18 protein-coding genes are annotated in these 20,483 nt (G+C 70.1%); 10 read left to right on the forward strand and 8 right to left on the reverse strand.

The window, feature by feature from the left end:
• Nucleotides 1-780: 780 nt before the first annotated feature.
• Nucleotides 781-2,433 (reverse strand): long-chain fatty acid--CoA ligase, encoded by a 1,653-nt coding sequence (locus tag PAI11_RS17965; RefSeq protein WP_007577409.1) that lies wholly within the window; start codon nucleotides 2,431-2,433, stop codon nucleotides 781-783.
• Nucleotides 2,434-2,727: 294 nt separating this feature from the next.
• On the opposite strand from PAI11_RS17965, the gene PAI11_RS17970 reads away from it, so the two are divergent.
• On the forward strand, nucleotides 2,728-4,266 hold the full coding sequence (locus PAI11_RS17970) for a succinic semialdehyde dehydrogenase (protein WP_007577411.1): 1,539 nt from the start codon (nucleotides 2,728-2,730) through the stop codon (nucleotides 4,264-4,266).
• A gap of 55 nt (nucleotides 4,267-4,321) precedes the next feature.
• Here PAI11_RS17970 and PAI11_RS17975 read toward each other — a convergent pair whose 3' ends face one another.
• A complete protein-coding gene (locus PAI11_RS17975; RefSeq protein WP_040600859.1) occupies nucleotides 4,322-5,473 on the reverse strand; it encodes an acyl-CoA dehydrogenase family protein in 1,152 nt (383 codons plus the stop codon).
• 277 nt (nucleotides 5,474-5,750) lie between these two features.
• On the opposite strand from PAI11_RS17975, the gene PAI11_RS17980 reads away from it, so the two are divergent.
• Together PAI11_RS17980 and PAI11_RS17985 are read left to right on the forward strand one after the other, a co-directional pair.
• Nucleotides 5,751-6,791, forward strand: a complete 1,041-nt coding sequence (locus PAI11_RS17980; protein ID WP_007577415.1) for a BtrH N-terminal domain-containing protein — start codon at nucleotides 5,751-5,753, stop codon at nucleotides 6,789-6,791.
• 74 nt (nucleotides 6,792-6,865) lie between these two features.
• Nucleotides 6,866-7,273, forward strand: coding sequence for a PaaI family thioesterase (locus tag PAI11_RS17985; protein WP_007577428.1), 408 nt, complete (start codon nucleotides 6,866-6,868; stop codon nucleotides 7,271-7,273).
• A gap of 125 nt (nucleotides 7,274-7,398) precedes the next feature.
• Here the strand turns inward: PAI11_RS17985 and PAI11_RS17990 are convergent, their stop codons facing one another.
• Nucleotides 7,399-8,880 carry a flavin-containing monooxygenase gene (locus PAI11_RS17990; protein WP_040600861.1) on the reverse strand — a complete coding sequence of 494 codons (1,482 nt, stop codon included), beginning with the start codon at nucleotides 8,878-8,880 and terminating at the stop codon, nucleotides 7,399-7,401.
• A 145-nt stretch (nucleotides 8,881-9,025) separates the two neighbouring features.
• Here PAI11_RS17990 and PAI11_RS17995 point away from each other — a divergent pair, with 145 nt between their 5' ends.
• Both PAI11_RS17995 and PAI11_RS18000 read left to right on the forward strand, forming a co-directional pair.
• Nucleotides 9,026-9,709 (forward strand): TetR/AcrR family transcriptional regulator, encoded by a 684-nt coding sequence (locus tag PAI11_RS17995; protein ID WP_244406568.1) that lies wholly within the window; start codon nucleotides 9,026-9,028, stop codon nucleotides 9,707-9,709.
• Nucleotides 9,706-10,596: an alpha/beta fold hydrolase gene (locus tag PAI11_RS18000; RefSeq protein WP_040600863.1), complete on the forward strand. Its 891-nt coding sequence runs from the start codon at nucleotides 9,706-9,708 to the stop codon at nucleotides 10,594-10,596. Before PAI11_RS17995 ends, PAI11_RS18000 begins: the two co-directional genes overlap by 4 nt.
• A 73-nt stretch (nucleotides 10,597-10,669) precedes the next feature.
• On the opposite strand, the gene PAI11_RS18005 is transcribed toward PAI11_RS18000, so the two are convergent.
• Complete coding sequence (locus PAI11_RS18005) at nucleotides 10,670-10,954, reverse strand: hypothetical protein (RefSeq protein WP_040600864.1); 285 nt, start codon at nucleotides 10,952-10,954, stop codon at nucleotides 10,670-10,672.
• Between the two features lie 670 nt (nucleotides 10,955-11,624).
• On the opposite strand from PAI11_RS18005, the gene PAI11_RS18010 reads away from it, so the two are divergent.
• The gene (locus PAI11_RS18010) at nucleotides 11,625-12,044 is read left to right on the forward strand and encodes a hypothetical protein (protein ID WP_040600865.1); all 420 of its coding nucleotides are present in this window, start codon (nucleotides 11,625-11,627) and stop codon (nucleotides 12,042-12,044) included.
• 1 nt (nucleotide 12,045) lies between these two features.
• Here PAI11_RS18010 and PAI11_RS18015 read toward each other — a convergent pair whose 3' ends face one another.
• Nucleotides 12,046-13,002 (reverse strand): SDR family oxidoreductase, encoded by a 957-nt coding sequence (locus tag PAI11_RS18015; protein ID WP_244406567.1) that lies wholly within the window; start codon nucleotides 13,000-13,002, stop codon nucleotides 12,046-12,048.
• 158 nt (nucleotides 13,003-13,160) lie between these two features.
• On the opposite strand from PAI11_RS18015, the gene PAI11_RS24710 reads away from it, so the two are divergent.
• On the forward strand, nucleotides 13,161-13,778 hold the full coding sequence (locus PAI11_RS24710) for a TetR/AcrR family transcriptional regulator (protein WP_007577440.1): 618 nt from the start codon (nucleotides 13,161-13,163) through the stop codon (nucleotides 13,776-13,778).
• A 38-nt stretch (nucleotides 13,779-13,816) separates the two neighbouring features.
• Here PAI11_RS24710 and PAI11_RS18025 read toward each other — a convergent pair whose 3' ends face one another.
• Nucleotides 13,817-14,116, reverse strand: coding sequence for an SCP2 sterol-binding domain-containing protein (locus tag PAI11_RS18025; RefSeq protein WP_040600866.1), 300 nt, complete (start codon nucleotides 14,114-14,116; stop codon nucleotides 13,817-13,819).
• A gap of 134 nt (nucleotides 14,117-14,250) precedes the next feature.
• Nucleotides 14,251-15,486, reverse strand: a complete 1,236-nt coding sequence (locus PAI11_RS18030) for a cytochrome P450 (protein ID WP_007577449.1) — start codon at nucleotides 15,484-15,486, stop codon at nucleotides 14,251-14,253.
• A gap of 93 nt (nucleotides 15,487-15,579) precedes the next feature.
• On the opposite strand from PAI11_RS18030, the gene PAI11_RS18035 reads away from it, so the two are divergent.
• The gene (locus tag PAI11_RS18035) at nucleotides 15,580-16,593 is read left to right on the forward strand and encodes an LLM class flavin-dependent oxidoreductase (RefSeq protein ID WP_050897304.1); all 1,014 of its coding nucleotides are present in this window, start codon (nucleotides 15,580-15,582) and stop codon (nucleotides 16,591-16,593) included.
• Here PAI11_RS18035 and PAI11_RS24715 read toward each other — a convergent pair whose 3' ends face one another.
• Entirely contained in the window at nucleotides 16,594-17,241 is a 648-nt protein-coding gene (locus PAI11_RS24715; RefSeq protein ID WP_050897305.1) for a TetR/AcrR family transcriptional regulator, read from the reverse strand.
• Between the two features lie 157 nt (nucleotides 17,242-17,398).
• Between PAI11_RS24715 and PAI11_RS18045 the strand changes: the two genes are divergently transcribed.
• Entirely contained in the window at nucleotides 17,399-17,743 is a 345-nt protein-coding gene (locus tag PAI11_RS18045) for a hypothetical protein (RefSeq protein ID WP_040600867.1), read from the forward strand.
• A gap of 234 nt (nucleotides 17,744-17,977) precedes the next feature.
• Complete coding sequence (locus PAI11_RS18050) at nucleotides 17,978-20,221, forward strand: MMPL family transporter (RefSeq protein ID WP_007577455.1); 2,244 nt, start codon at nucleotides 17,978-17,980, stop codon at nucleotides 20,219-20,221.
• Nucleotides 20,222-20,483: the final 262 nt, after the last annotated feature.

Here is a 20,483-nt window from a genome sequence, read left to right on the forward strand (position 1 = left end):
GGGTCCGCGCCGTGGCCCGCCGGCCTCGCCGGCACCTGCGACCCCGACCACACCGCACCCGGAGCACGTCGATGAAGGGCCTCTCAAGGATCGCCCCCGACATGGTCGGCGACCGAAGCGGTTGACCGCACGGGGCACCCACGCTGTTGGACGCCTCGTGAACGGGTCGGGGCGAGGGCGCCGGACCCGTCCCGCTCTCGCAGATCCCTTCCGCGCCCCATCTCGGCTCGGCGCCATCGCATGTGGATCGTCGAGGAGCTCCCGAGGGGCCCGACCGGCGAGATCCTCAAGCGCGAGATCGCCCTGCCTCCGTCCGATGTCGCGTCACGACCCGTCGTGGGGCGGACGCGCCCCGAGCTCCGGGGCGCACGTCTGGAGCCCCCAAGAGGTCACCGCCCGGCCCCACTGCTAGAACTGGTGCGAATGACTCGCCCGACCGCCCCTGTCGCCGCCGCCTCGATGCTGGGCAGCTACATCGTCGCCTCCCGTGTCGGGTCGCAGTCCGGAGCGCTCATCGCAATGATCGGCCCACTGGGCTGGTGCGCGGCGACTTGGCGCCGCGATCGCGGAACCTCGGTCGCGACGGTGCTCACGGGCGTCTACCTCGGCGCCTTCGCGCTGTCACATCCGTTGGCCCGGAGAGTCGGCGCCTGGCCATCGGTCCTCGGTGCAACGGCCGCTACGGGCGCGGCGACCTACGCGGTGGCGGACCGCTCACGGTCGTACGCCTGAGCGGCGTAGTGATCCCGGCGGTCGCGACCGCCGGGATCGAGTCGCGGGTCACGCCGGCGAGGACTCCGGCTTCGCCGCCGGACGCGCCACCGCGTGACGATCGTCCAACTCGTCCTCCGCGAGGCGGCGCCGCAGTTCCTTCTTGTCGAACTTGCCGACGCTGGTCTTGGGCACCTCGTCGACGAATGCGACCTCGTCCGGGATCCACCACCGGGCGACCTGACCCTCGAGGAAGTCGACCAGCTCCTGGGCCGAGACGTCGGAGTCACGGACGATGCAGGCCAGGGGCCGCTCGGTGAACCGTTCGTCGGGCTTGGCGATCACCGCCGCCTCACGGACCCCGGGGTGCCCCATCAGCGCGTTCTCGAGGTCGACCGAACTGACCCACTCGCCGCCGGACTTGATCACGTCCTTCGACCGGTCGGTGATCGCGATGAACCCGTCCGAGGTGATCGCCCCGACGTCGCCGGTGCGCAGCCACCCGTCGTCGAACTTGTCGGCCGAGGTGTCGTCGCGGTAGTAGGCGGAGGCGATCCACTGCCCCCGGACCTGGATCTCGCCCGACGAGACGCCGTCCCACGGCTGCTCCGTCCCGTCGTCCGCCACGATCCGCACCTCGACCAGCGGGGCGATCTGACCCTGCATCGTGCGGTAGCGCCAGTGCTCCTCCCCCACGGCGTCGGCCGGGGGAATCGCGACCGACGCGAGCGGGCTGGTCTCGGTCATGCCCCACGCCTGGCAGACGGTCACGCCGTGGCGTTCCTCGAATTCCTGCATCAGCGACCGCGGCACCGCCGCACCGCCGCAGGGGACCACGCGCAGCGCGCTGAGGTCGGGCTTGTGCTCGTCCGCGTAGCGCAGGACGTCCATCCAGATCGTCGGAACCGCACCGGCCACCGTGCAGCGCTCGCGTTCCATCAGCGTCGTCAGCGGTCCGGCCTGCATGAACGGCCCGGGCATGATGAGCGACGCACCCGACAACGCGGCGCCGTACACGAGCCCCCAGGCGTTGGCGTGGAACATCGGCACGACCGGCAGGATGCGATCGGACTTGCAGATGCCGAAGCTGTCCGCGGTGAGGATCGCCAGCGAGTGCAGCAGCGTGCTGCGGTGGCTGTAGAGCACCCCCTTCGGGTTGCCCGTGGTCCCGCTCGTGTAGCAGAGCGCCGCCGCCTGCCGGTCGTCCTCGATCCGCGGCCACGAGAAGCCACCGGGCTGCTCGGCGAGGAGCTCCTCGTAGCGCAGCACGCCGTCACCGAGTGCCGACGCGTCCCCCTCGCCGACGACGATCCAGTGCTCCACCGTCGGCAGCTGGTCGACCAGCGGGGCGACGAGGGGGATCAGCGTGTCGTCGATGATGACCACGCGATCCTCGGCGTGGTTGACGATGTAGACGAGCTGCTCGGCGAACAACCTGAGGTTCAGCGTGTGCAGCACCGCCCCCATGCACGGGATCGCGAGATAGGCCTCCGTGTGCTCGTGGCTGTTCCACATGAACGTTGCGACCCTGTCGCCCTGGACGATCCCGAGCCCGTCGAGCGCCGACGCCAGACGCGCCGTCCGCTCCGCGATCTCGCGATATCCGACGCGGTCGACCGATCCGTCGGCGGACCGCAGGGTCACCACCTCGCCCGCGTCGGCGTGCATTCCGGCCAGGCGCCGGAACGCGTGCTGGAGGTCCAGCGGCGCGTCGTGCTGCATGAGCCCCAGGGGGAGCGTGGACGACACGTCACACCTCCGATCGAGAGGACGTGCGCCCCGATGAGGACGCGGCGTGGAGCTTGTGAACTGACGGCGTGCTTGACATGGCGTCACCGTATTCCGAAGCCGCCGCGGATGCCAACGAATATTTCGGTGCGCCTGATCCGAAGCTCCGCCTTTTCGACTCCCCCTCATCAGCTACAGTGTTCCCCGATCGGAGAACGGCGTCGTCCGGGCGCCCAGACGGTCTGCCCGCACCCGTGCTCGTGTGGCGGCCCGGAACAGGAGAGGCGCATGTCTGAGCTGCTGCAGCAGGAGACCACCCAGAAGACCCCCGAGGGCATGATCGCCGTCGAGAATCCCGCCACCGGGACGACGATCGAGTTCGTCGAGAACATGAGCGCCGCGCGGATCGACGAGCTCGTCGCCCGCGCCCGCGCCGCGCAGCCCGCCTGGCAGGCGCTCGGGTTCCAGGGCCGGCGGCGCCTGATGCTCGCCCTGCGCCACTGGCTCGTCCAGAACCGCTCCCGCGTCGTCGACGTCGTCGTCGCCGAGAACGGCAAGACCCGCGAGGACGCGCTGCTCGCCGAGCTCTTCTACGTCGCCGACTCCATGGGCTTCTGGGCGAAGAACGCCTCGAAGTACCTCGCGGACGAGAAGGTCCGCACCCACTCCCCGCTCGTCCTCGGCCGCAAGGTGAAGGTCACGTACCGGCCGCTGGGCGTCGTCGGCGTCGTGGCGCCCTGGAACTACCCGCTGACCCTCGGCTTCGGCGACGCGCTGCCCGCGCTCATGGCCGGCAACTCCGTGATCATCAAGCCGAGCGAGATCACGCCGCTGGCCACGCAGCTCATGGCCGAGGGCGCCGAGGAGGTCGGCTTCCCCGCCGGCGTCTTCCAGGTCGCCACCGGCGACGGCGCGACCGGCTCCGCGCTCGTGGACCGCGCCGACATGATCATGTTCACCGGCTCCACGAAGACCGGCCGCAAGATCGGCGCGCGCTGCGGCGAGCGCCTGATCCCCTGCTCGCTGGAGCTCGGCGGCAAGGACCCGATGATCGTCCTCGACGACGCCGACCTCGAGCGCGCCGCCAACGTCGCCGTCGAGTGGGGCATGCGCAACTCCGGCCAGATCTGCATGTCGGTCGAGCGCGTCTACGTCGAGGCGCCCGTCTACGACGAGTTCGTCCAGAAGGTCGAGGCGAAGGTCCGCGCGCTGCGCCAGGGCACGCCCGAGGGCTTCGGCTCCGTCGACGTCGGCGCGATCACCTTCCCGCCGCAGATCGACACGATCGCCGCCCACGTCGACGACGCCGTGGCCAAGGGCGCGCGCGTCCTCGTCGGCGGCAAGCGCGGCGCGGGCCCGGGCCGGTTCTACGAGCCGACGGTCCTCGTCGACGTCGACCACACGATGGACTGCATGACCGAGGAGACCTTCGGCCCGACGCTGCCGATCATGAAGGTCGCCGACGAGGACGAGGGCATCCGCCTGGCCAACGACGCCCAGTACGGGCTCGGGTCCAGCGTGTTCTCGAAGGACCTCGCGCGCGGCGAGCGCGTCGCCCGCCGGATCAACGCGGGGGTGGGCTGGGTCAACGACGCGATCATGAGCTACATGGCCCAGGAGGCCCCGTTCGGGGGCGCGGGCGAGTCCGGCGTCGGCGCGCGCCACGGCTCCGCCGGGATCCGCAAGTACACGCAGACCCACACGCTGATGGTCAGCCGCTTCGTCCTGCGCCGCGAGCCGACGATGTTCCCGAACACCAAGCTCGGCGCGAAGGTCTTCGACCGCCTCATGGTCGTCATGTGGGGCCGCAAGCCGCGACAGCGGTAGTTCGGCGCTGGACCGAGAGTGCGGTGCCCGGCAGCGCTGCCGGGCACCGCCGAGGCTATCGACCGACCACGTCGCGTCCGACGATCTCCTTCATGATCTCGGTCGTCCCACCGTAGATTCGCGAGATCCGCGAGTCCGTGTAGAAGCGCGCAATCGGATATTCCAGCATGTAGCCGTATCCGCCGTGCAGCTGGAGGCATCGGTCGACGACGCGGCCCTGCAACTCGGTCGTCCACCACTTCGCCATCGCGGCGTCGACGGGGGTCAGGGTCCCGCCGTTGAGGGCGAGGACCGCCTGATCGCAGTAGTGCGTGGCGATCTCGATCTCCGTGGCCATCTCCGCAAGCGCGAACCGCGAGGCCTGGAACGACGCGACCGACTGTCCGAACGCATTGCGCTCCTTCGTGTACTGCAACGTCGCGTCCAGAGCACCGCGTGCGGCGCCGACCGCCGCGACCGCGATGCCGATGCGCTCCTGCGCGAGGTTCTGGCTCATGTAGCGGAAGCCCTCGCCCTCACGGCCGAGCAGGTTCTCCGCCGGGACCTCGACGTCACGGAAGAACAGCTCGGCGGTGTCCTGCGCGTGCATCCCGATCTTCTGCAGGTTGCGACCGCGGTCAAAGCCGTCCATCCCGCGCTCGAGCACCACCAGCGAGATGCCGCGGTGGCGTTGCGCCGGGTCGGTCTTGACCGCCGTGACGACGAGGTCCGCATTGATGCCGTTGGTGATGAACGTCTTCGAGCCGTTGACATGGTACCCCGCGTCGGTCGCCAGAGCGGAGGTCCCCATGCCGGCGAGGTCCGAGCCCATCCCGGGCTCGGTCAACCCCAGTGCGGTGATCAGCGTGCCGTCGGCGATCCCCGGCAGCCACCGATCCCGCTGCTCGTCGGTGGCGAGCTCGAGGATGTACGGCAGGACCACATCCGTGTGCAGGGTGATGCCGGTCCCGCTGCCGATCACTCCTGCGACCCCGACCTCCTCCCCCACGATCTGGTTGAACCGGAAGTCGTCCAGGCCGAGCCCGCCGTGCTCCTCGGGCACCTGCATTGCCAACAGGCCCTGCGCCGCGGCCTGCCGGAACAGGTCGCGGTCGACCGCTCCGGCGTGCTCCCACTCCTGGTCGTTGGGGACGATCTCCTGTGCGATGAACCGTCGGACCGTGTCCCGGTACATGCGGTGCTCGTCGTCGAATGCGTTGCGTTGCATGGACCGGCCACCGGGCCGCCGGAGCCTCCAGGCCGGCGGGTGTCGTGTCCAAGCCCCGTCGCCGCGAACCCGTGGTCTCGCGCGGAGCGACCTCCAACGCGTCCGGCGCCTTGCCGCAGTGTGCCTGGGCGCTGGCGCAGCCGGCACGCCCCGATCAGCCGAGGGCAACGACGACCGGGACCCCCGGGGCCGTGCCGCCGACGGTGGCGATGCTGGGTTCGGTCCCGTCGGTTGCGCAACATCTCTCCGATCGGGGAAAGAACTGTACGCTAGATCCATGGGCAACGATTCCGCCTCCGCAACCCCGGTGACCCCGTCCGCCAAGGCCCGGGCGTTCCCGCACCGCAAGGCCGGGCACTGCGGCTCAGGGGCGCTCCGGGATCTGCTCGAGTTCCACGGGCTGGACTACGACGGCAGCCCGCTGTCGGAGGCGATGGCCTTCGGGCTCTCCGGCGGATACGGATTCTTCTACGGCGACGAGGTTCCGGGCGTCCCGTTCTACCTCGTCGGCCGCTCGGGGACGATGGAGCTGGACGTCGCCGCGCACCTCGGCGCGACGGTCGACCTGCGACAGACCGACGACCCCGACGAGGGCTGGGCGTGGACCCGGGCCGCGATCGACCGCGGAGCGCCCCCCATGGTCTGGGCGGACATCGGCGAACTCGAGTACCTCCGGGTCCGAATGAACAACACCCGCCACGACATCGTCATCGTCGACTACGACGCCGAGCGCGGGGTGGCCTGGGTGGCCGACAACGACCGCGAGGAGCTCCAGGTCTGCTCGCTTGAGAGCCTGAGCCGGGCCCGCAACTCGCCCTCGTTCCCCGGACCCAACCGCAGCGCGACGTTCGAGTACGGCTGGCCGACGGAGCTCCCGCCGCTACGAGACGCGTTCCGCCGGGCCACGACGACCGTGCTGACGAACATGCGGGGCATCGACGAATCGGTCGGGGGACTCGGTGGCCACACCGGCCTGCGCGGCGTCGACCAGCTCAGCACGTCGTTCGCGCGGTGGCCGGCGACGTTCGGTGACGGGCTCCCGGCGGTCCTGGACGTCCTGCGCGTCCTGATCGTCAAGGCCGGCACGGGCGGCGCGATGTTCCGTTCGTTGCAGGCCGGGTTCCTCGAGGAGACCGCGGTGATGCTCGACGACGCGAAGGTCGCCGACACCGCGGTCGTCTTCCGCCGGCTCAGCGACGCCTGGGAGCGGCTCGCCGCGGATGCAGCGGCACACGACCACCCGGAGGCCGCGGCCACGCTGCAGGACGTCCACCGTCTGGAGCACGACGCCATCGCGGCCCTGGAACGTCACACGTGAGGGTCGCAGCGGACGGGACGATCCCCGAGCACCACCCCCACTGCCTGGGATGCGGATCGGAGAATCCCGCCGGCATGGGCCTCCGCCTGCGCGTGGACGGCGACGTCGTACGCGGGGAGGTCACATTCGACCGGCGACAGCAGGGCGCCCCCGGCATCGCCCACGGCGGCGCGGTCACGACCGTCCTGGACGACGCGGTCGCCTCGTTGCTGGTCGTCCTCGAGACTCCTGCCGTCACCGCGAACATCCATGTCGACTTCCGTGCGCCGACCCTGCTGCACCATCCGATGACCGTCGAAGCCCGAGCGACAGGCCGAGACGGCCGCAAGCTGCACCTCACCGCGCGTCTGCTCGACGAGCGCGCGACGGTGGTCGCCGAGGCGCAGGCGCTCTTCCTCGCGGTCGATCTCGAGCACTTCGCCAAAGGCGGCGAAGCGCTCCCGGAGGCCTGGAGCGGGTGGGGCGCCAACGCACCGGGCTGACCGACCTCGATGGATCGAACCCCCGGTACACGGCGAGGCGGGGGCCCCGCCTCGACCAGCCCGTCAGAGCGCGTCGAGGCGGGGCGTCCGCGGCGTCAAGCCCGGCACGCCGGCGGCGGTCACGTTCACGGTGGACCACACGCCGACCCGGGCGGTGGCGTGATGTCGAAGTTCCCGTCGGACGGCCGTGAGAGGAGCTCTCGGAAGTGCCGGGCCGTCCAGGGCCACAGCTCCACCCGTCCGTCGGGGTCGTGGTACCAGGACCGGCACCCCTCCGACCAGACGGTCTCCGGTGCCTGCGCACGCAGCTCCTCGTAGTAGGCGTCGGTCGCCGCCTGCGTCGGCGCGACCGCGACCACCTCTCCGGCTCGGATCCGGTCGATCCACCGCATGACGAAGGCGATCTGCGTCTCGGCCAGGGACAACAGCGAGTAGTTGCCTGCCGGTCCGTGCGGCCCCTGGAGCGTGAAGAGGTTGGGGAACCCGGGCAGTCCGACGGTCCGGAACGCCCGCGGACCGTTGCGCCAGGCCTCTTCGAGGGTCACTCCATCCTCCCCGGAGATGCTCATCGGCCGCATGAACGCCTGCGCGTCGAACCCCGTGGCGAGAGCGATGACGTCGACCTCGTGCAACCGCCCGGCTCGGTCCACGATCCCTTCCGGGACCACCCGCTCGATGCCCGTATCGACGACCTCGACGTCCGGCCGCTGGATGGCCCGGAACCACGTCGGGGAAACGATGAGCCTCTTGCACAGCGGCGGGTATTCGGGCGTCACACGCTCGCGGAGGCCTGAGTCTCTGATCAGCAGCCGGTGGTTGGCCCGGACCACGGCCTGCGAGATGCGACGGCGAGGTCCGCGGATGACGGTCGCCTGGCTCAAGAAGTCGAACAAGGTGGCGCGGTACCCGTGGTATCCGAGGCGCCCGAGCGCCGGGAAGCGGCGGGCCAGCCCCTTGCCGAGGCGGGTGTATCGCGGATTGGGGGCGAACATGACCCAGTGCCGACTGCGCTGGAAGACCGTGACCCTTGCAGCGACCCCCGCGAGCGCGCCGGTGATCTGCACTCCGGTCGAGCCGGTGCCGATCACCGCGACCCGCTTGCCGGTCAACTCCTCCCCCTCGTTCCACCGCGATGAGTGGAACGTGGACCCGGCGAACGTCTCGAGCCCGGGCAGATCCGGGACGTGCGGACGGTGGAGGACACCGGTGGCACAGACGAGGACGTCTGCCTCGTCCACCGTTCCGTCGCCGCACGTCACGCGCCAGCGACCCCCATCCCATCGCGCATCCGTGATCTCCGTCCCGAGCTCGAGGTGCGGCTCGATGCCGTGACGCTCGACGACACCTTCGACGTAGGAACGGATCTCGTTCCCCGGCGCAAAGAGCCGATCCCAGCCGGGATTGAGGTCGAATGAGTACTGGTAGAAGCGGCTCGGAACGTCACAGGCCAGCCCGGGGTAGCGGTTGTGGTGCCAGGTGCCACCGACACCGGTCGCCTTCTCGTACACCTTGAAGTCGCCGAAGCCCTGCGTCTTCAGGGCGCAGGCCATGCCGATGCCGGAGATCCCGGCACCGATGATCACGACGCGCGGCTCACGCCCCGTCATGCTGGCACCGCCAGCCGCGGGCCACCGGAGGCGGCTGAGAACGGGCAGACGTAAAGGGTTGCGCTCATCGCGCGTATTATACGATCGTGTAAGAGCCGTCCGCGCGGCGGTCCACCGTCCCTCGGCCTAGAAGGCTTCCGCCGTGATGCTCGCATCCCTACCGTCGCCGGCCCCCGCAGGTCGCCCCCCGAAAGGTGCTGACGCCACCCGTGAACGCCTGCTGCAGGCGGCCCACGAGCTGCTCGTCGAGCAGGCCGGGGCCCCGCCGTCGCTGAGTCAGGTCTGCGGCCGTGCGGGGGTGCAGACAGGCATGGTCCGCTACTGCTTCGGCAACAAGGCCAACATGCTCGGCGCCCTCGTGGAGCGCATCAGGAGCGACGTCGAGGCCGAACTGGAGCAGCTCGTCGCAAGTGCCCTAGGCCCCGAGCAGCAGCTTCGTCGTCACGTTCGCGCCGTCGTGCGCAACTTCCTCCGCTTCCCGTACGGCACCCGCTTGAGCGAGCAGCTGCGCACGGGGCTCGATCATCGGGAGCGGATCACGCACGTCTTCGGCGACGTCCTGATCCCGTTCTACGGTCGCTTGCTGGCGCAGGGACGCAAGGACTGCGGATGGCGAGACCTGGATCCCCGGCTGCTGTTCGCGTCGATTGCGGGCATGGCCGATTACGTGTCGGGCGCGCGCAGTCTCTTCCCGGAACTGGACGAGCAACGGCTCGTCGACCGCTTCACCGACCACACGGTCGCCCTGCTGTTGGGCGGGCTCTCGGCCGCCGGAGAGCGGCCGTCGACCGCCCTCTCGGGATCTCGCCGGACCGGACCGGGCGCATGAGCACGCTCCTGCGCCCGGATCCCGTAGAGCACACGATCCTCGCCGCGGACGGTACCCGGCTCCACGCCGTCACGGCCGGCCCGCGCGACCCGCGAGGCGTCGTGGTGCTCGTCCACGGCGTGACGATGGCGATCCCGTTTTGGCACCGCCAAGTCGAGGCGCTCTCGGACGAACTGCTGGTGGTCGCCTTCGACCAGCGCGGGCACGGGAAGAGCGGACGCCCGGGACCGTCCGGGATCTCGCTCGACGCCCTCGCTGGCGATGTCGAGGCCATCGTCGACGCGTTGGCGCCCGCGGAGCTTCCGACGACGCTGGTGGGGCATTCGATGGGAGGCATCGCGATCATGGGCTGGGCGGCGAGGACGGCTCGGCGGCGGCCCATCAACGTCCGAGGCGTCGTCCTCATCAACACGGTGGCAAGTCACATCCTCGACGGAGCGATCTCGTTCATCCCACCCCGGCTCGCGGCGGTGATGATGTTCGGGCTGTGGCCTGTGGTGCGCTCGCCCCTGCCTCTGTCACCGCCGAGCGCGCCGGTGCTGGCCGGACTGCTCGACCTGCTGGTGCTGGGTCCCGATCGCAGATCGTCAGACCTCGCGCTCACCTCGCGGCTGCTGCGTGCGACCCATCCTCGGTCTCGCGCAGCGTTCCTCCGGTTCTTGGCCGAGCTGGACGCCGAATCGGCGGCGGCGCACCTCGACCTCCCGACCATCGTCATCGGGGGACAGTCCGACCGGATCACCCCGCCCGCGGCAGCGGCGCGACTCGTCGAACTCATCCCCCACGCCGCGCTCCACCTGCTCGACCGCTGCGGGCACCAGGGACCGCTGGAAGCGGGGGACCGCGTGAACGCCGTGATCCTGAGCGCCGCGCAATCGTCGTCCTGAGCCGAAGCCGCGGGCGGGCGGCCCGCGAACTTCCCGGAGGCGACCTCACCCCCTCACGGGTGGAGCGATCGCATCACCCCGCTGGGGCCTCCTGCGCCGCCAGGATGCAGCCCGCCGCAATGGTGGCCGCCTCCCGTTGCGCCGCCGTCGTTCCCCGCGTGTCCGCGTGCCGACCCGTGGCGAGCGCCGCGACCAGCTCGCGGTCCGCGAGGTCCTGCGGACCGGTGCGCTGCGCGGGAAGCCAGCCCGTCGCGCGCATCTGCCGCAGGAGAAGCTCCACCTTCACCGCGTCGAGCTCGGGGGCGGACTGCCGCAGTGCCCGGGCCTGGGGGGTGATCCCGGCCTCGATGAGGCCCATGATCCTCCGGGCGCTCTTCGCGTGCCGGAGGACCGACCTGCAGAGCCGGCAGCGAGCATATGTCTGGGAACCGGTCCCCCCGCATCGCGCGCACGTCGGCGGCTGCGGCGGTCGGCGGGTGGGCGGCGGCACCTCTGCAGTCGCCCATCGCTGCGCGGTCGTCTGGGATACGCCGAGCGCCGAGGCGATCTGGGCATAGGTGGCCGGGCGGGCCCCTGTGCGCATCGCTCGTGCCCTCGCGGGCCGGTCGTCCCGGGACGGACGCCGTGGCTCGTCGTACGCGTCGCGACCGGGGCGCTCACTGCCTCCCGCTCGATCCTCGGACGCATGGAGCGTCCCGCGTCGGACCGGTGTTGTGCTGACCATCACGCACTCAGATAACCGGGACGGGCCCGCCGGGCTGCGGTTGCGGTGACCCGGCTGCCCATCTCCTCGCCGCGCCTCCGCGGCGATCCCGTCCTCGGGCGAGGTCCACGCTTGCACGCCGGGGAGGCCTCCGCCCATGAATTCCCCCTGCTGCCGCTAGTCGACTCATGGGCGACATGATATCCGACACCTCGTCGACGTCTAGTCGAAGTTCATAGTTGCGCTCGACGAACCCGGGGGCTAGCGTGCCGATCACGTCTGACGCCGCGATCGGCGCCCCACCCTTCCGCCCCGGGCCTCCACGATGACCGACACGCACTCCCCGACCGCGGCGGCCGCCGCGGACCGCCTCGCGACCGCCAGGCCGGAGGGCCGCGTGGCCCTCGCCCCGGCTTTGCTGGAGGTGCTCTACGACCGGATCGGGGCGGCTGGCGACGTCGATCCTGCGCTGCCGCTGGCGGTCGCAGCCGGGGACGAGGTCGTCCGTGCACTCGACGCCGGTTGCCCGCCGCAGTTCCACCCGGGCGTTGCCCCCGAGCACGCCGAGGTGCTGGAACGGGCTCGGCGCCGACTGGGACTGGACCGCACTGAGGCACTGGTCCTCGATCCCTCCACCGACGAGCGCTTCATCCGCGCGCTGCGTGCGCTCGGCTGCACCGTCCTGCCCGCTGTCGACTCGCCCCACGGCGGTGGCCACCCGCCGGGACACAGCCCGGCAGCGTAGGTCACGCCCCCGGCTCCTCTGCCGGTCGGCGCGCCTCGGCCGGGGCGGTCAGCGCGTCGGCGTCGCTCGCGGCCTGCACCTGCCGCGGCGGGCTCTGCGCGGCCCGTAGCTCGTAGGCACCGCGCTTGGACGTGTCCGCCTCGAGCAGTGTGACGTCCGCCTTGGTGGCACGGGCGAGCAGCTCCCGGCCCCGTCGGGGCAGCACCGCCGAGATCTTCGCCGCGGTCCCCCCGATCCGCGGGACGAACACGTCGAACCGCGGGACCTTGAGGGCGGAGACGATGCCGTCGGCGACGTCGTCCGGGCCGACGTCCTTCACCCCGCGCGTCGCCTTCGCCCCCGCCGAGAGCTCGGTGCGCACCACGGCCGGCATGACGCACGTCACGTCCACCGGAATCCCGTCGTGGCGCAACTCGCTCAGCACCGACTCCGACCATCCGACGACGAAGTGCTTGGTGCCCGCGTACGTGGCCGTACCCGGGACGCCGAGCTTCCCGGCCATCGACGCGATGTTGACAAGGTGCCCGCCATGACGGGCGGTGAACCGCGGGAGGATCGTCCTCGCGCCGTTCAGCACCCCGTGGATGTTGATGTCGACCTGGCGGGCGGCACCGGCGGGCGTCTCGTCGCGGAACCGGCCGATCGGCATGATCCCGGCATTGTTGATGAAGACGTCCAGTGGCCCGAGTTGCTCCTCCGCATCGGCGACGAACGCCTCCATCGAGGTGGGATCGGTGACGTCCAGAGGCAGTGCGATGACCTGCCCATCATGACCCAGCTCGGCCGCGGTGGCCTTCGCGAGGTCGAGGTCGATGTCGCCGATCGCGACACGCATGCCCTCGGCGAGGAGTGCGCGGGCGGTCTCACGCCCGATTCCGCGGGCACCGCCCGTGATCGCCGCGGTGCGGCCGAAGAGCGTTCGGGGCTGGGGGGCCATGGGGTTCCTGGCGTTGAGCATGGAGGTCTGATCCGAGGACGATCTCGCGTCCGCGCGGCCGGGTCAGGCGACCGCGTACCGGAAGACCCGGCCATCGGGAGTGTACCGCCGAATTCCCCGATCGGGGAACGGGCCCCGCAGGATGGGGGGCACGACCTCGGGTCGCGTAGGGTCGATACATGACTCAGCGCGCCATCCGCCGCGAGGCCCGAGCCGAGGCGATCGTCGCCGCCTGCCTGCGATGCATTGCCCGGGACGGGTACGCCGCCACGTCGCTGGCGGCGATCGCACGAGAGGCGTCGGTCGACAAGCGCCTCGTGGCGTACTATCACGGATCGCGGGAGCAGCTTCTGGACCGCGTCGTCCGCCACGTCGCCGACCAGCTGATCGACCGTCTACGGGCCGCGATCGACGGGATCGCGGACCCGCTGGAGATCGCGCAGGTCGGGTTCGACCGGATCTGGCAGAGCCTGACCACCGATCGCGCCCTCCTGGTTGCGTGGCTGGCGATCAAGGCGGAGGCGATCGCCAACGTCGAATTGCAGGAGGGTGCGCGCTACCTCAATGACGGCTTCCGGGCTGTCATCCGCGAGGCCTGGGTCGGCATCGAGGCCCGGGGGTTCCGGGCCAGGATGAGCATGGAGCGGATGACGCTGATGATCGTCGCATCGATCCAGGGACTCGTCATGGAGTGGCTGGCGTACGGCGACACCCCGGAGCTCGCCGAGACGATCGCGGACTTCCAAGCGTGGATCGCGTCGTTCGCCCGCCCGGCCCGGGAGCCGGCGACGCCCTAGGACGGAGCAGAGACGCGATCGCTACCCTCCCCGGGCGCCTACGCGAAGCACGTGTCGAGGCGAAGGGCGAGGCCGAAGTTCCCGGCGAGCCGGACGTCCCCGCCCATGAAGCCCTTCATCCCCGTGATCTCGCCGGTGGCGAGGCGGTGCCAGGCGTCGCGGTCGCACTCGAGGGTGCAGTCTGCGACCTCGAAGGCCTCGGCATCCGCGCGCCGCACCGCTGCTCCGACGGAGGTCACGTCCACCGCCCAGTAGCCACCGCCGGGGCCTTCGACGTGGATGACGAGGCATCCGGTCGACGTACCCCCCGCCGTCGGATCGAAGACCAGGGGCAGCATCCGGATGACCGGACCCGGCGGAAGCCACCGCATACGACCAAGGAGGCCCTTCGCTCGCGGTGATGACAGCACGCGGACGAGCAGACGTCGGACTCCGACTGCGCGCGAGGAGGTCGAGAGGTCGAACGCCACGGTCAACCGTTCAGTCGGACGGGCAGGGTCTTGAGCTGGTTGGCGAAGTTCGACACGACGTACGTCGGCTCCCCGTCAATGACCATCTTCGGGTAGCGCCTGAGCGTCTCCTCGATCAGCGTCGTCAGCTCCAGGCGGGCGAGCGCGGTCCCGAGACAGAAATGCCGGCCACCGGCGCCGAAGGCCTGATGCTCGGGATTGCGAAGGACATCGAACCGGTCGGGATCCTCGTAGCGCGTCTCGTCGCGGTTGGAGGAGGGGTACCAGAGGATCACCTTGTCGCCGGACCTGATCTGCGCCCCGCCGAGCTCGGTGTCCTTGGTCGCCGTCCGGCGGAAGTGCGCGAAGGCAGGGAACATCCGCAATGCCTCCTCGACGGCGCCGGGCACCCGCGTCAGATCCTCGAGGAGCAGGTCGCGCTGCCCCGGGTCGTCCATCAGGGCCCGCATCGCGCTGCAGTACGTCGCCTTCGTGGAGTCGTTGCCGGCCGCCATCAGAAGGAAGAACCCCATGACGATCTCAGGCTCACTGAGCATGTCGCCGTCGATCTCGGCGTGCACCAGCACGCTCATCAGGTCGTCGGTCGGTTGCGCGCGCCGGGCGGCGATCAGCTCCCCGCAACGCGACCAGACGATCGGCAACGTCTCGGCGACAAGCGCCTCGAGGCCGGCGGGGTTGAGATCGGGGTCCCCGAACGCGAGCCCCGAGCCGACGATCTTCGCCCATGGCTCGTCGTCCTCCGGCGCCAGACCCATGAAGCTGCCGATCACCCGGGACACCACGGGCTGGGCGACGTCGCCGACCAGGTCGCAGGTCTCCCGCCCCTCGAGGCGGTCCAGGACCGCGACGGTGATCGCGCGGATCTCCTCGGCGTGGGCGGCGATCGCCTTCGGGGTGAAGCCCTTCTGGAAGAGGTTCTTGATGCGGTCGTGCTTGGGCGGGTCCATGCCGATGAACATCGCCTGCACCAGCGGGACGGGGATGCCGTGGTCCTGGACGATGATGTTCTGCGCCGACGAATACGTCTGCCAGTCCCGGCTGACCGCGTGCACGTCCTCGGCCGTCGTGACCGACCAGAAGCCCGAATCCCCCGGGGCCTGGGCGATGGCGGGGCTCCAATGGACGGGCTGCTCCCGGCGCATCCGGGCGAACTCCCGGTGGGGCGGACCGCCGGTCCAACGCGCCTCGTCCGCGATCTGGATCTCGGCAAGCTCTTCGTCCCAAACGGGTGTCGACATAGTGTCAACATACGAACGACTGCACGCCGAGTCAACCGCTAGGCTACGAGTTCCGGCGCGCGGAGCGCCCACCGACTCAGGAGACGAACAGCAATGCGCGCACCGTCGATCGTCCTTTCGCCCGGCCCGCTTCGAGACCAGATCCAGGCGGCGAAGTGGGCAGAGGAGGCAGGCTTCGCATCGGTCTGGACCACCGAGTTCCACCACCGCTCCGCGACCGTGCCGCTCGGCGCGATCATCCAAGCGACCTCGACCATCGGGGTCGGCACCGCCATTGCCTACGCCTTTGGCCGCACCCCTGTCGTGCTCGCAGCGGAGATCCGCGATCTCGACGAGCTCTCCGGCGGCCGCCTACGGTTCGGGCTGGGGACGGGCACTAAGCGGATGCAGCAGGACTGGCACGGCCTGGACGGCGAGCACCCTGCCCCCCGTATGGAAGAGCTCCTCCCGTTGGTCCGACAGCTCTGGCGGCTACACGAAGGACCGCAGGCCTCGGAGGGCCGCTTCTACCGTGTGAACGTCAAGCCGACCGTCCCGGTCGATCCGCCGCTGCGCCCCGACGTACCGCTCCTGATGGCCGGCGTGAACCCGCGCATGATCCAGGCCGCCGGACGAGTCTCCGACGGCCTCGTCGGCCACCCCCTCTTCACCGCGTCCTACATCAAGAGTGTCGTTCGGCCCGCCCTCGCTCAGGGAGCAGCTCGAGCAGGGCGCTCGGCGCCGCCACTGGTGGGGTACCTGACCTGCTGCGTCGATGACGACGGAGACGTCGCGCGGCAACAGGCCGCGGCGGTGATCGCGTTCAACAGCACCGTCAAGACCTACCAAGGCATCCACGAGCACCACGGGTTTCTCGGCGAGGTCACCGCGATCCGCGACGCGTGGAAGCATGGCGACTTCCCCGGCATGATCGCCGCCGTCTCGCGCGAGATGATCGACACCATCGCGCTCGCCGGCACCCCGGACGACGTGCGAGACCGCTACGAGGAGCGCGCCGCCGTCTACGACGACGTGCTCCTCTGGCCGCCGGCGTTCGTCGGCCAAGACGGCATCCGCCGCGTCATCGACACCCTCGGCGCGGCGCAGCTGCCGACCGGAAGCATGTGATCAGAGCGGCTGTCGACCATCGGCCGAGGGATGGAACTGCAGGGCAATGAAGCTCTTGAACTGCACGAGCCCGCCGTGCTCGAAAGCGCTCGGACCCTCTTCGAGCCATTGGAGGAGGTAGCCGCGCAGGAGGGCGAAGAGGGCGGACGCTGAGTCGTCAAGGTCGCCGCGAAGGGCCCAGCCTGCACTCTGCAGCGTGAGGAGCTGGTCGCGCAGGAGACTGCGGTAGGTGTCCTTGATGACGCCCAGCGCGTCATCGACATCGCCGGCCTCGACGTCGCCGGCGACGAGCGCGAAGTATGCGCGAACGAGCTGCGAGTCGGAGGTGACGCCCTTCCAGGTTGCCGCGACGATCTCATCCAGCGTCTGGTTCGGGCCGGCGTGAGCGGGCGTGGCCCCACGAACACTCTCGGCGATCCGGCCACCAAGATCGTGGACCACGCGCACCAGCAGCTTCTCGCGAGTTCCGAAGTAGTAGATGACGCTGCGTTTGTCCGCGCCGGCCTCAGTCGCGATCCGCCCGAGGGTCGCACCACCGAAGCCATCGCGCGCGAGGACCGTGGTCGCAGCCTGCAGGATCGAGGCGGCACGCCGATCGCCCTTCGGAGTCAAGCCGGCCAGTTGATCGGTCACGGACGCGTCGTGCACGGGCCGTACGCTACCGGCGGCCACCTCCGAAATCTCGAAAGCATTTGTCACCGATCGGTACATTTAACTGGTACGGTCGGGTCGACATTGAGTGCGACCGCTAATGCGAAGACCTCTGCGGCCGACCACTCGCGAAGATGCCACGAAGGAGTCTCCGATGAAGACGATGTATGCAAGTTTCCATCGCTACCACGGCCTCGACCCGGGGCGAGTGCGGCCTGTTATCGACGAGCTCGAATCCGTGGTCCTGCCCCCGATCGCCGAGAAGTTCGGGTGTCTGACCACGTTCGTGCTCGTTGACCGGCCCGGCGGCTGCGTGACCGCCGTGTCGCTGTGGGATGACGAGAACCGGATGCTTGCCAGCGATCGGGCGATCGATGCGGCCCGCGCCGCGCAGCCCCCGGGCACCGTGGACTGGCGGAAGGTCCCGCAGGTCGAGCGCCACGAGGTCGTCGGAGACGCGACCGGGATCCTCGCGATGGGTGCCGCCGCCGGACGGTGACCCGACGGCCGCCCGCCGGGTCGAGAGCACGTAACCCGACACCCCGGCGGGGCCGTTGCACCGCAGGACCACCCGGGGCCCAGGCCGCGGCGCGCTTCGCCCCCAACGCACGCCCGCAGCCGTCGGCACCGGGCGACGCCCACCCCGCCGGCCCCGGGCACGCGGGGCCGGCGGCCGAATCCGCCGGGAGCATAATCTCACCGATCGGTGCAGAAGTGGGGTACGGTTCGGTGAGTGTCCTCTCCGTCGAAGATCGCTGCGTTGGGCCCACTAGGGCGGATCGCGCACGCGTGTGTCACGCACGGTCGGCGCACGACGTGCCTCTGGCTGGTCGCAATCGTCGCGCTTGGCGCGTTCTTGCCGCAGTTGGAGCACTCGCTGGCGGGATCGGGAATGCATGCCTCGGGCTCGGACTCCGTCCGCGCTCGTACCGCGATCCAGGCGGGGGACCCCGCTGCTGCGAGCTCCGCGCTCAGCGTCGTGATCCGCGGCCCTAGGCCGTACGCCCAGGACCGCGCCTTTCGCGCAGCGGCTCAATCCGTCGGTCGGCTCCTGACGACCAACAGCGCGGTCGACGGCACGAGGAGCCCAGAGCAAACCGGGCGAATCTCTCCCGACGAGCGGGTCGTCGTCGTCACCGGCGGTGCAGGCGGGACCCCGAAGGAGATGATCCGCGCGGCCGACGATCTCCGCGACCGAGTCGCCGACGCGGCGGGTCCGGGCTACGACGCGAACCTGTCGGGGATATCGGCCCAGTGGGCGGACTTCAACAAGGACAACCGCGACTCAACGCTCAAGGCCGAGACCTATGCGTTGCCGGTCACGCTGGTCGTGCTGGCACTCGCGTTCGGATCCATCGCCGCCGGCGTCCTGCCGCTGCTGATCACCACGATCGGCCTGGCGGTCACCGGCGGCGTGCTTACGCTCCTGACCGGCGTCTTCGACATCACGCTGTGGGCGCTGACGTTCCTGCTCATCTTCACGATGGCGCTGGGGATCGACTACGCGCTCTTCATCGTCATGCGGTTCCGGGAGGCGCTGCGAGAACACGAGGACGACCCCGCCTACGCCGCAGCGGTCTCGATGGACACCGCCGGACGCGCGATCGCGTTCTCCGGCACCACCGTCTTCGTTGCCATCGGTGTCTGCTTCCTGATCCCCAGCCCGATGCCCCGCTCGATCACCTTGGCGGTGCTGCTGTCCGTCGCGCTGGTAATGCTCGTGATGTTCACGCTGATGCCGCTGCTCATGGCACGGCTAGGCACCCGGATCGACGCGGGCGCGATGCCGTGGCGACGACGCGACCGGCCACGCCGACCTGATGGGGACGGCCTCATGTACCGATGGGGCGCGTTCGTCTGGCGGCACCCGTGGCCGCTCGCCGTCGCGGCGGTCACCGTCCTGGTCGTCCTCGCGCTGCCGCTCGGCCACCTAAAGATCGGGGTCCCTGGCGAGTCGATCCTCCCGCCCGACGCTCCCGCTCGACAGGGCACCACCGCCGTCAAGGAGGCCTTCGGAGCACCAGCGATCGTGCCCGTCGCGATCACGGCAACCCCCCGCAGCGCCGCCGAAGCCGAACGGGTCGCTCGCGCCGACCGATCCCTGGTGAACGTGCGTCGACTCCCGTTGCGTCCCGGCGCCTCGGTCGCCGTGCTGCAGGCCTCGATGAAGCCGACCGCCGACAGCTCATCGGTCGGCAAGAATATCGACCGGCTACGCAGCGACCTGCCAAGCGGAACGCTCGTCGGCGGCGCCCCGGCTGAGCTGCACGACCTACAACACGCGATGTCGAGCACCGCACCGCTCGTACTCGGCTTGATTCTGCTGCTCGGATCGATCCTGCTGCTCGTCGCCGTGCAAGCACCGCTGATCGCGCTGGCGGGCACCCTCACCAGCGGCCTCTCGACCGCCGCAGCGCTCGGCGTCTCGGTGTACATCTTCCAAGACGGCCACCTCACCGGGCTCCTCGGGTTCCAACCTCAGGGCTTCCTGGACTTCTGGGTGCCGGTCTTCTTCTCCGCAATGATCTTCGCGATCGCGATGGACTACACCGTGTTCTTCGTCTCCTCCGCACGAGAGCAATGGGACGCGACCGGCGACGCACGCACTGCCGTCGTAACCGGCATGGGGCGCTCGGGGCCGGTGATCGTCGCCGCCGTCGCTGCGATGCTCGGCGTCTTCGGCTCGTTCATGACCTCTACCGCCGTCCCGGCGAAGGAGATGGGCGTTGTGCTCGGTATGGCCGTCCTGCTGGACGCGTTCCTCGTCCGCCTGATCCTGCTCCCCGCGATCGTGCGGATCGCCGGACGGTGGGCATGGTGGCAGCCCACGCTCCTGAGCCGGATCCTGCCGTCCTTCAGCCTCTCCCACAACAGATCCACACCAGGTGGTCCTACCCGAGTACTTGTTCCTGGGGCCATTGCGACGCCATCGACCGAGGGACCCGGAACCGATGTTGGGTCCTCGCTGCCAGGGTGAGGATCAGAAGTGCACGCGGGCTCCTGACCGCGGCTGATCCGCGGGCACGACGACCATTGGATTGTGTACTCGCACCGTATCCGTCGGTTTCATGCCCTCGCGGACGGCTTCCGACTCTCGGCCTTCTCCGGAAAGCCGATCTGGCTACCACGATCTCGCGATGGAGGTGCTCCCCAGCGGCGGAGTCGATGACCGGCACGATCTCGCCCGGGCCCCTCAAGATCAGCACCGCGTCGGTACCGATCGGCAGGTCGACGATGCC

The organism is Patulibacter medicamentivorans (genome assembly GCF_000240225.1).
In the GTDB taxonomy this organism is placed as follows: Bacteria; Actinomycetota; Thermoleophilia; order Solirubrobacterales; family Solirubrobacteraceae; genus Patulibacter; species Patulibacter medicamentivorans.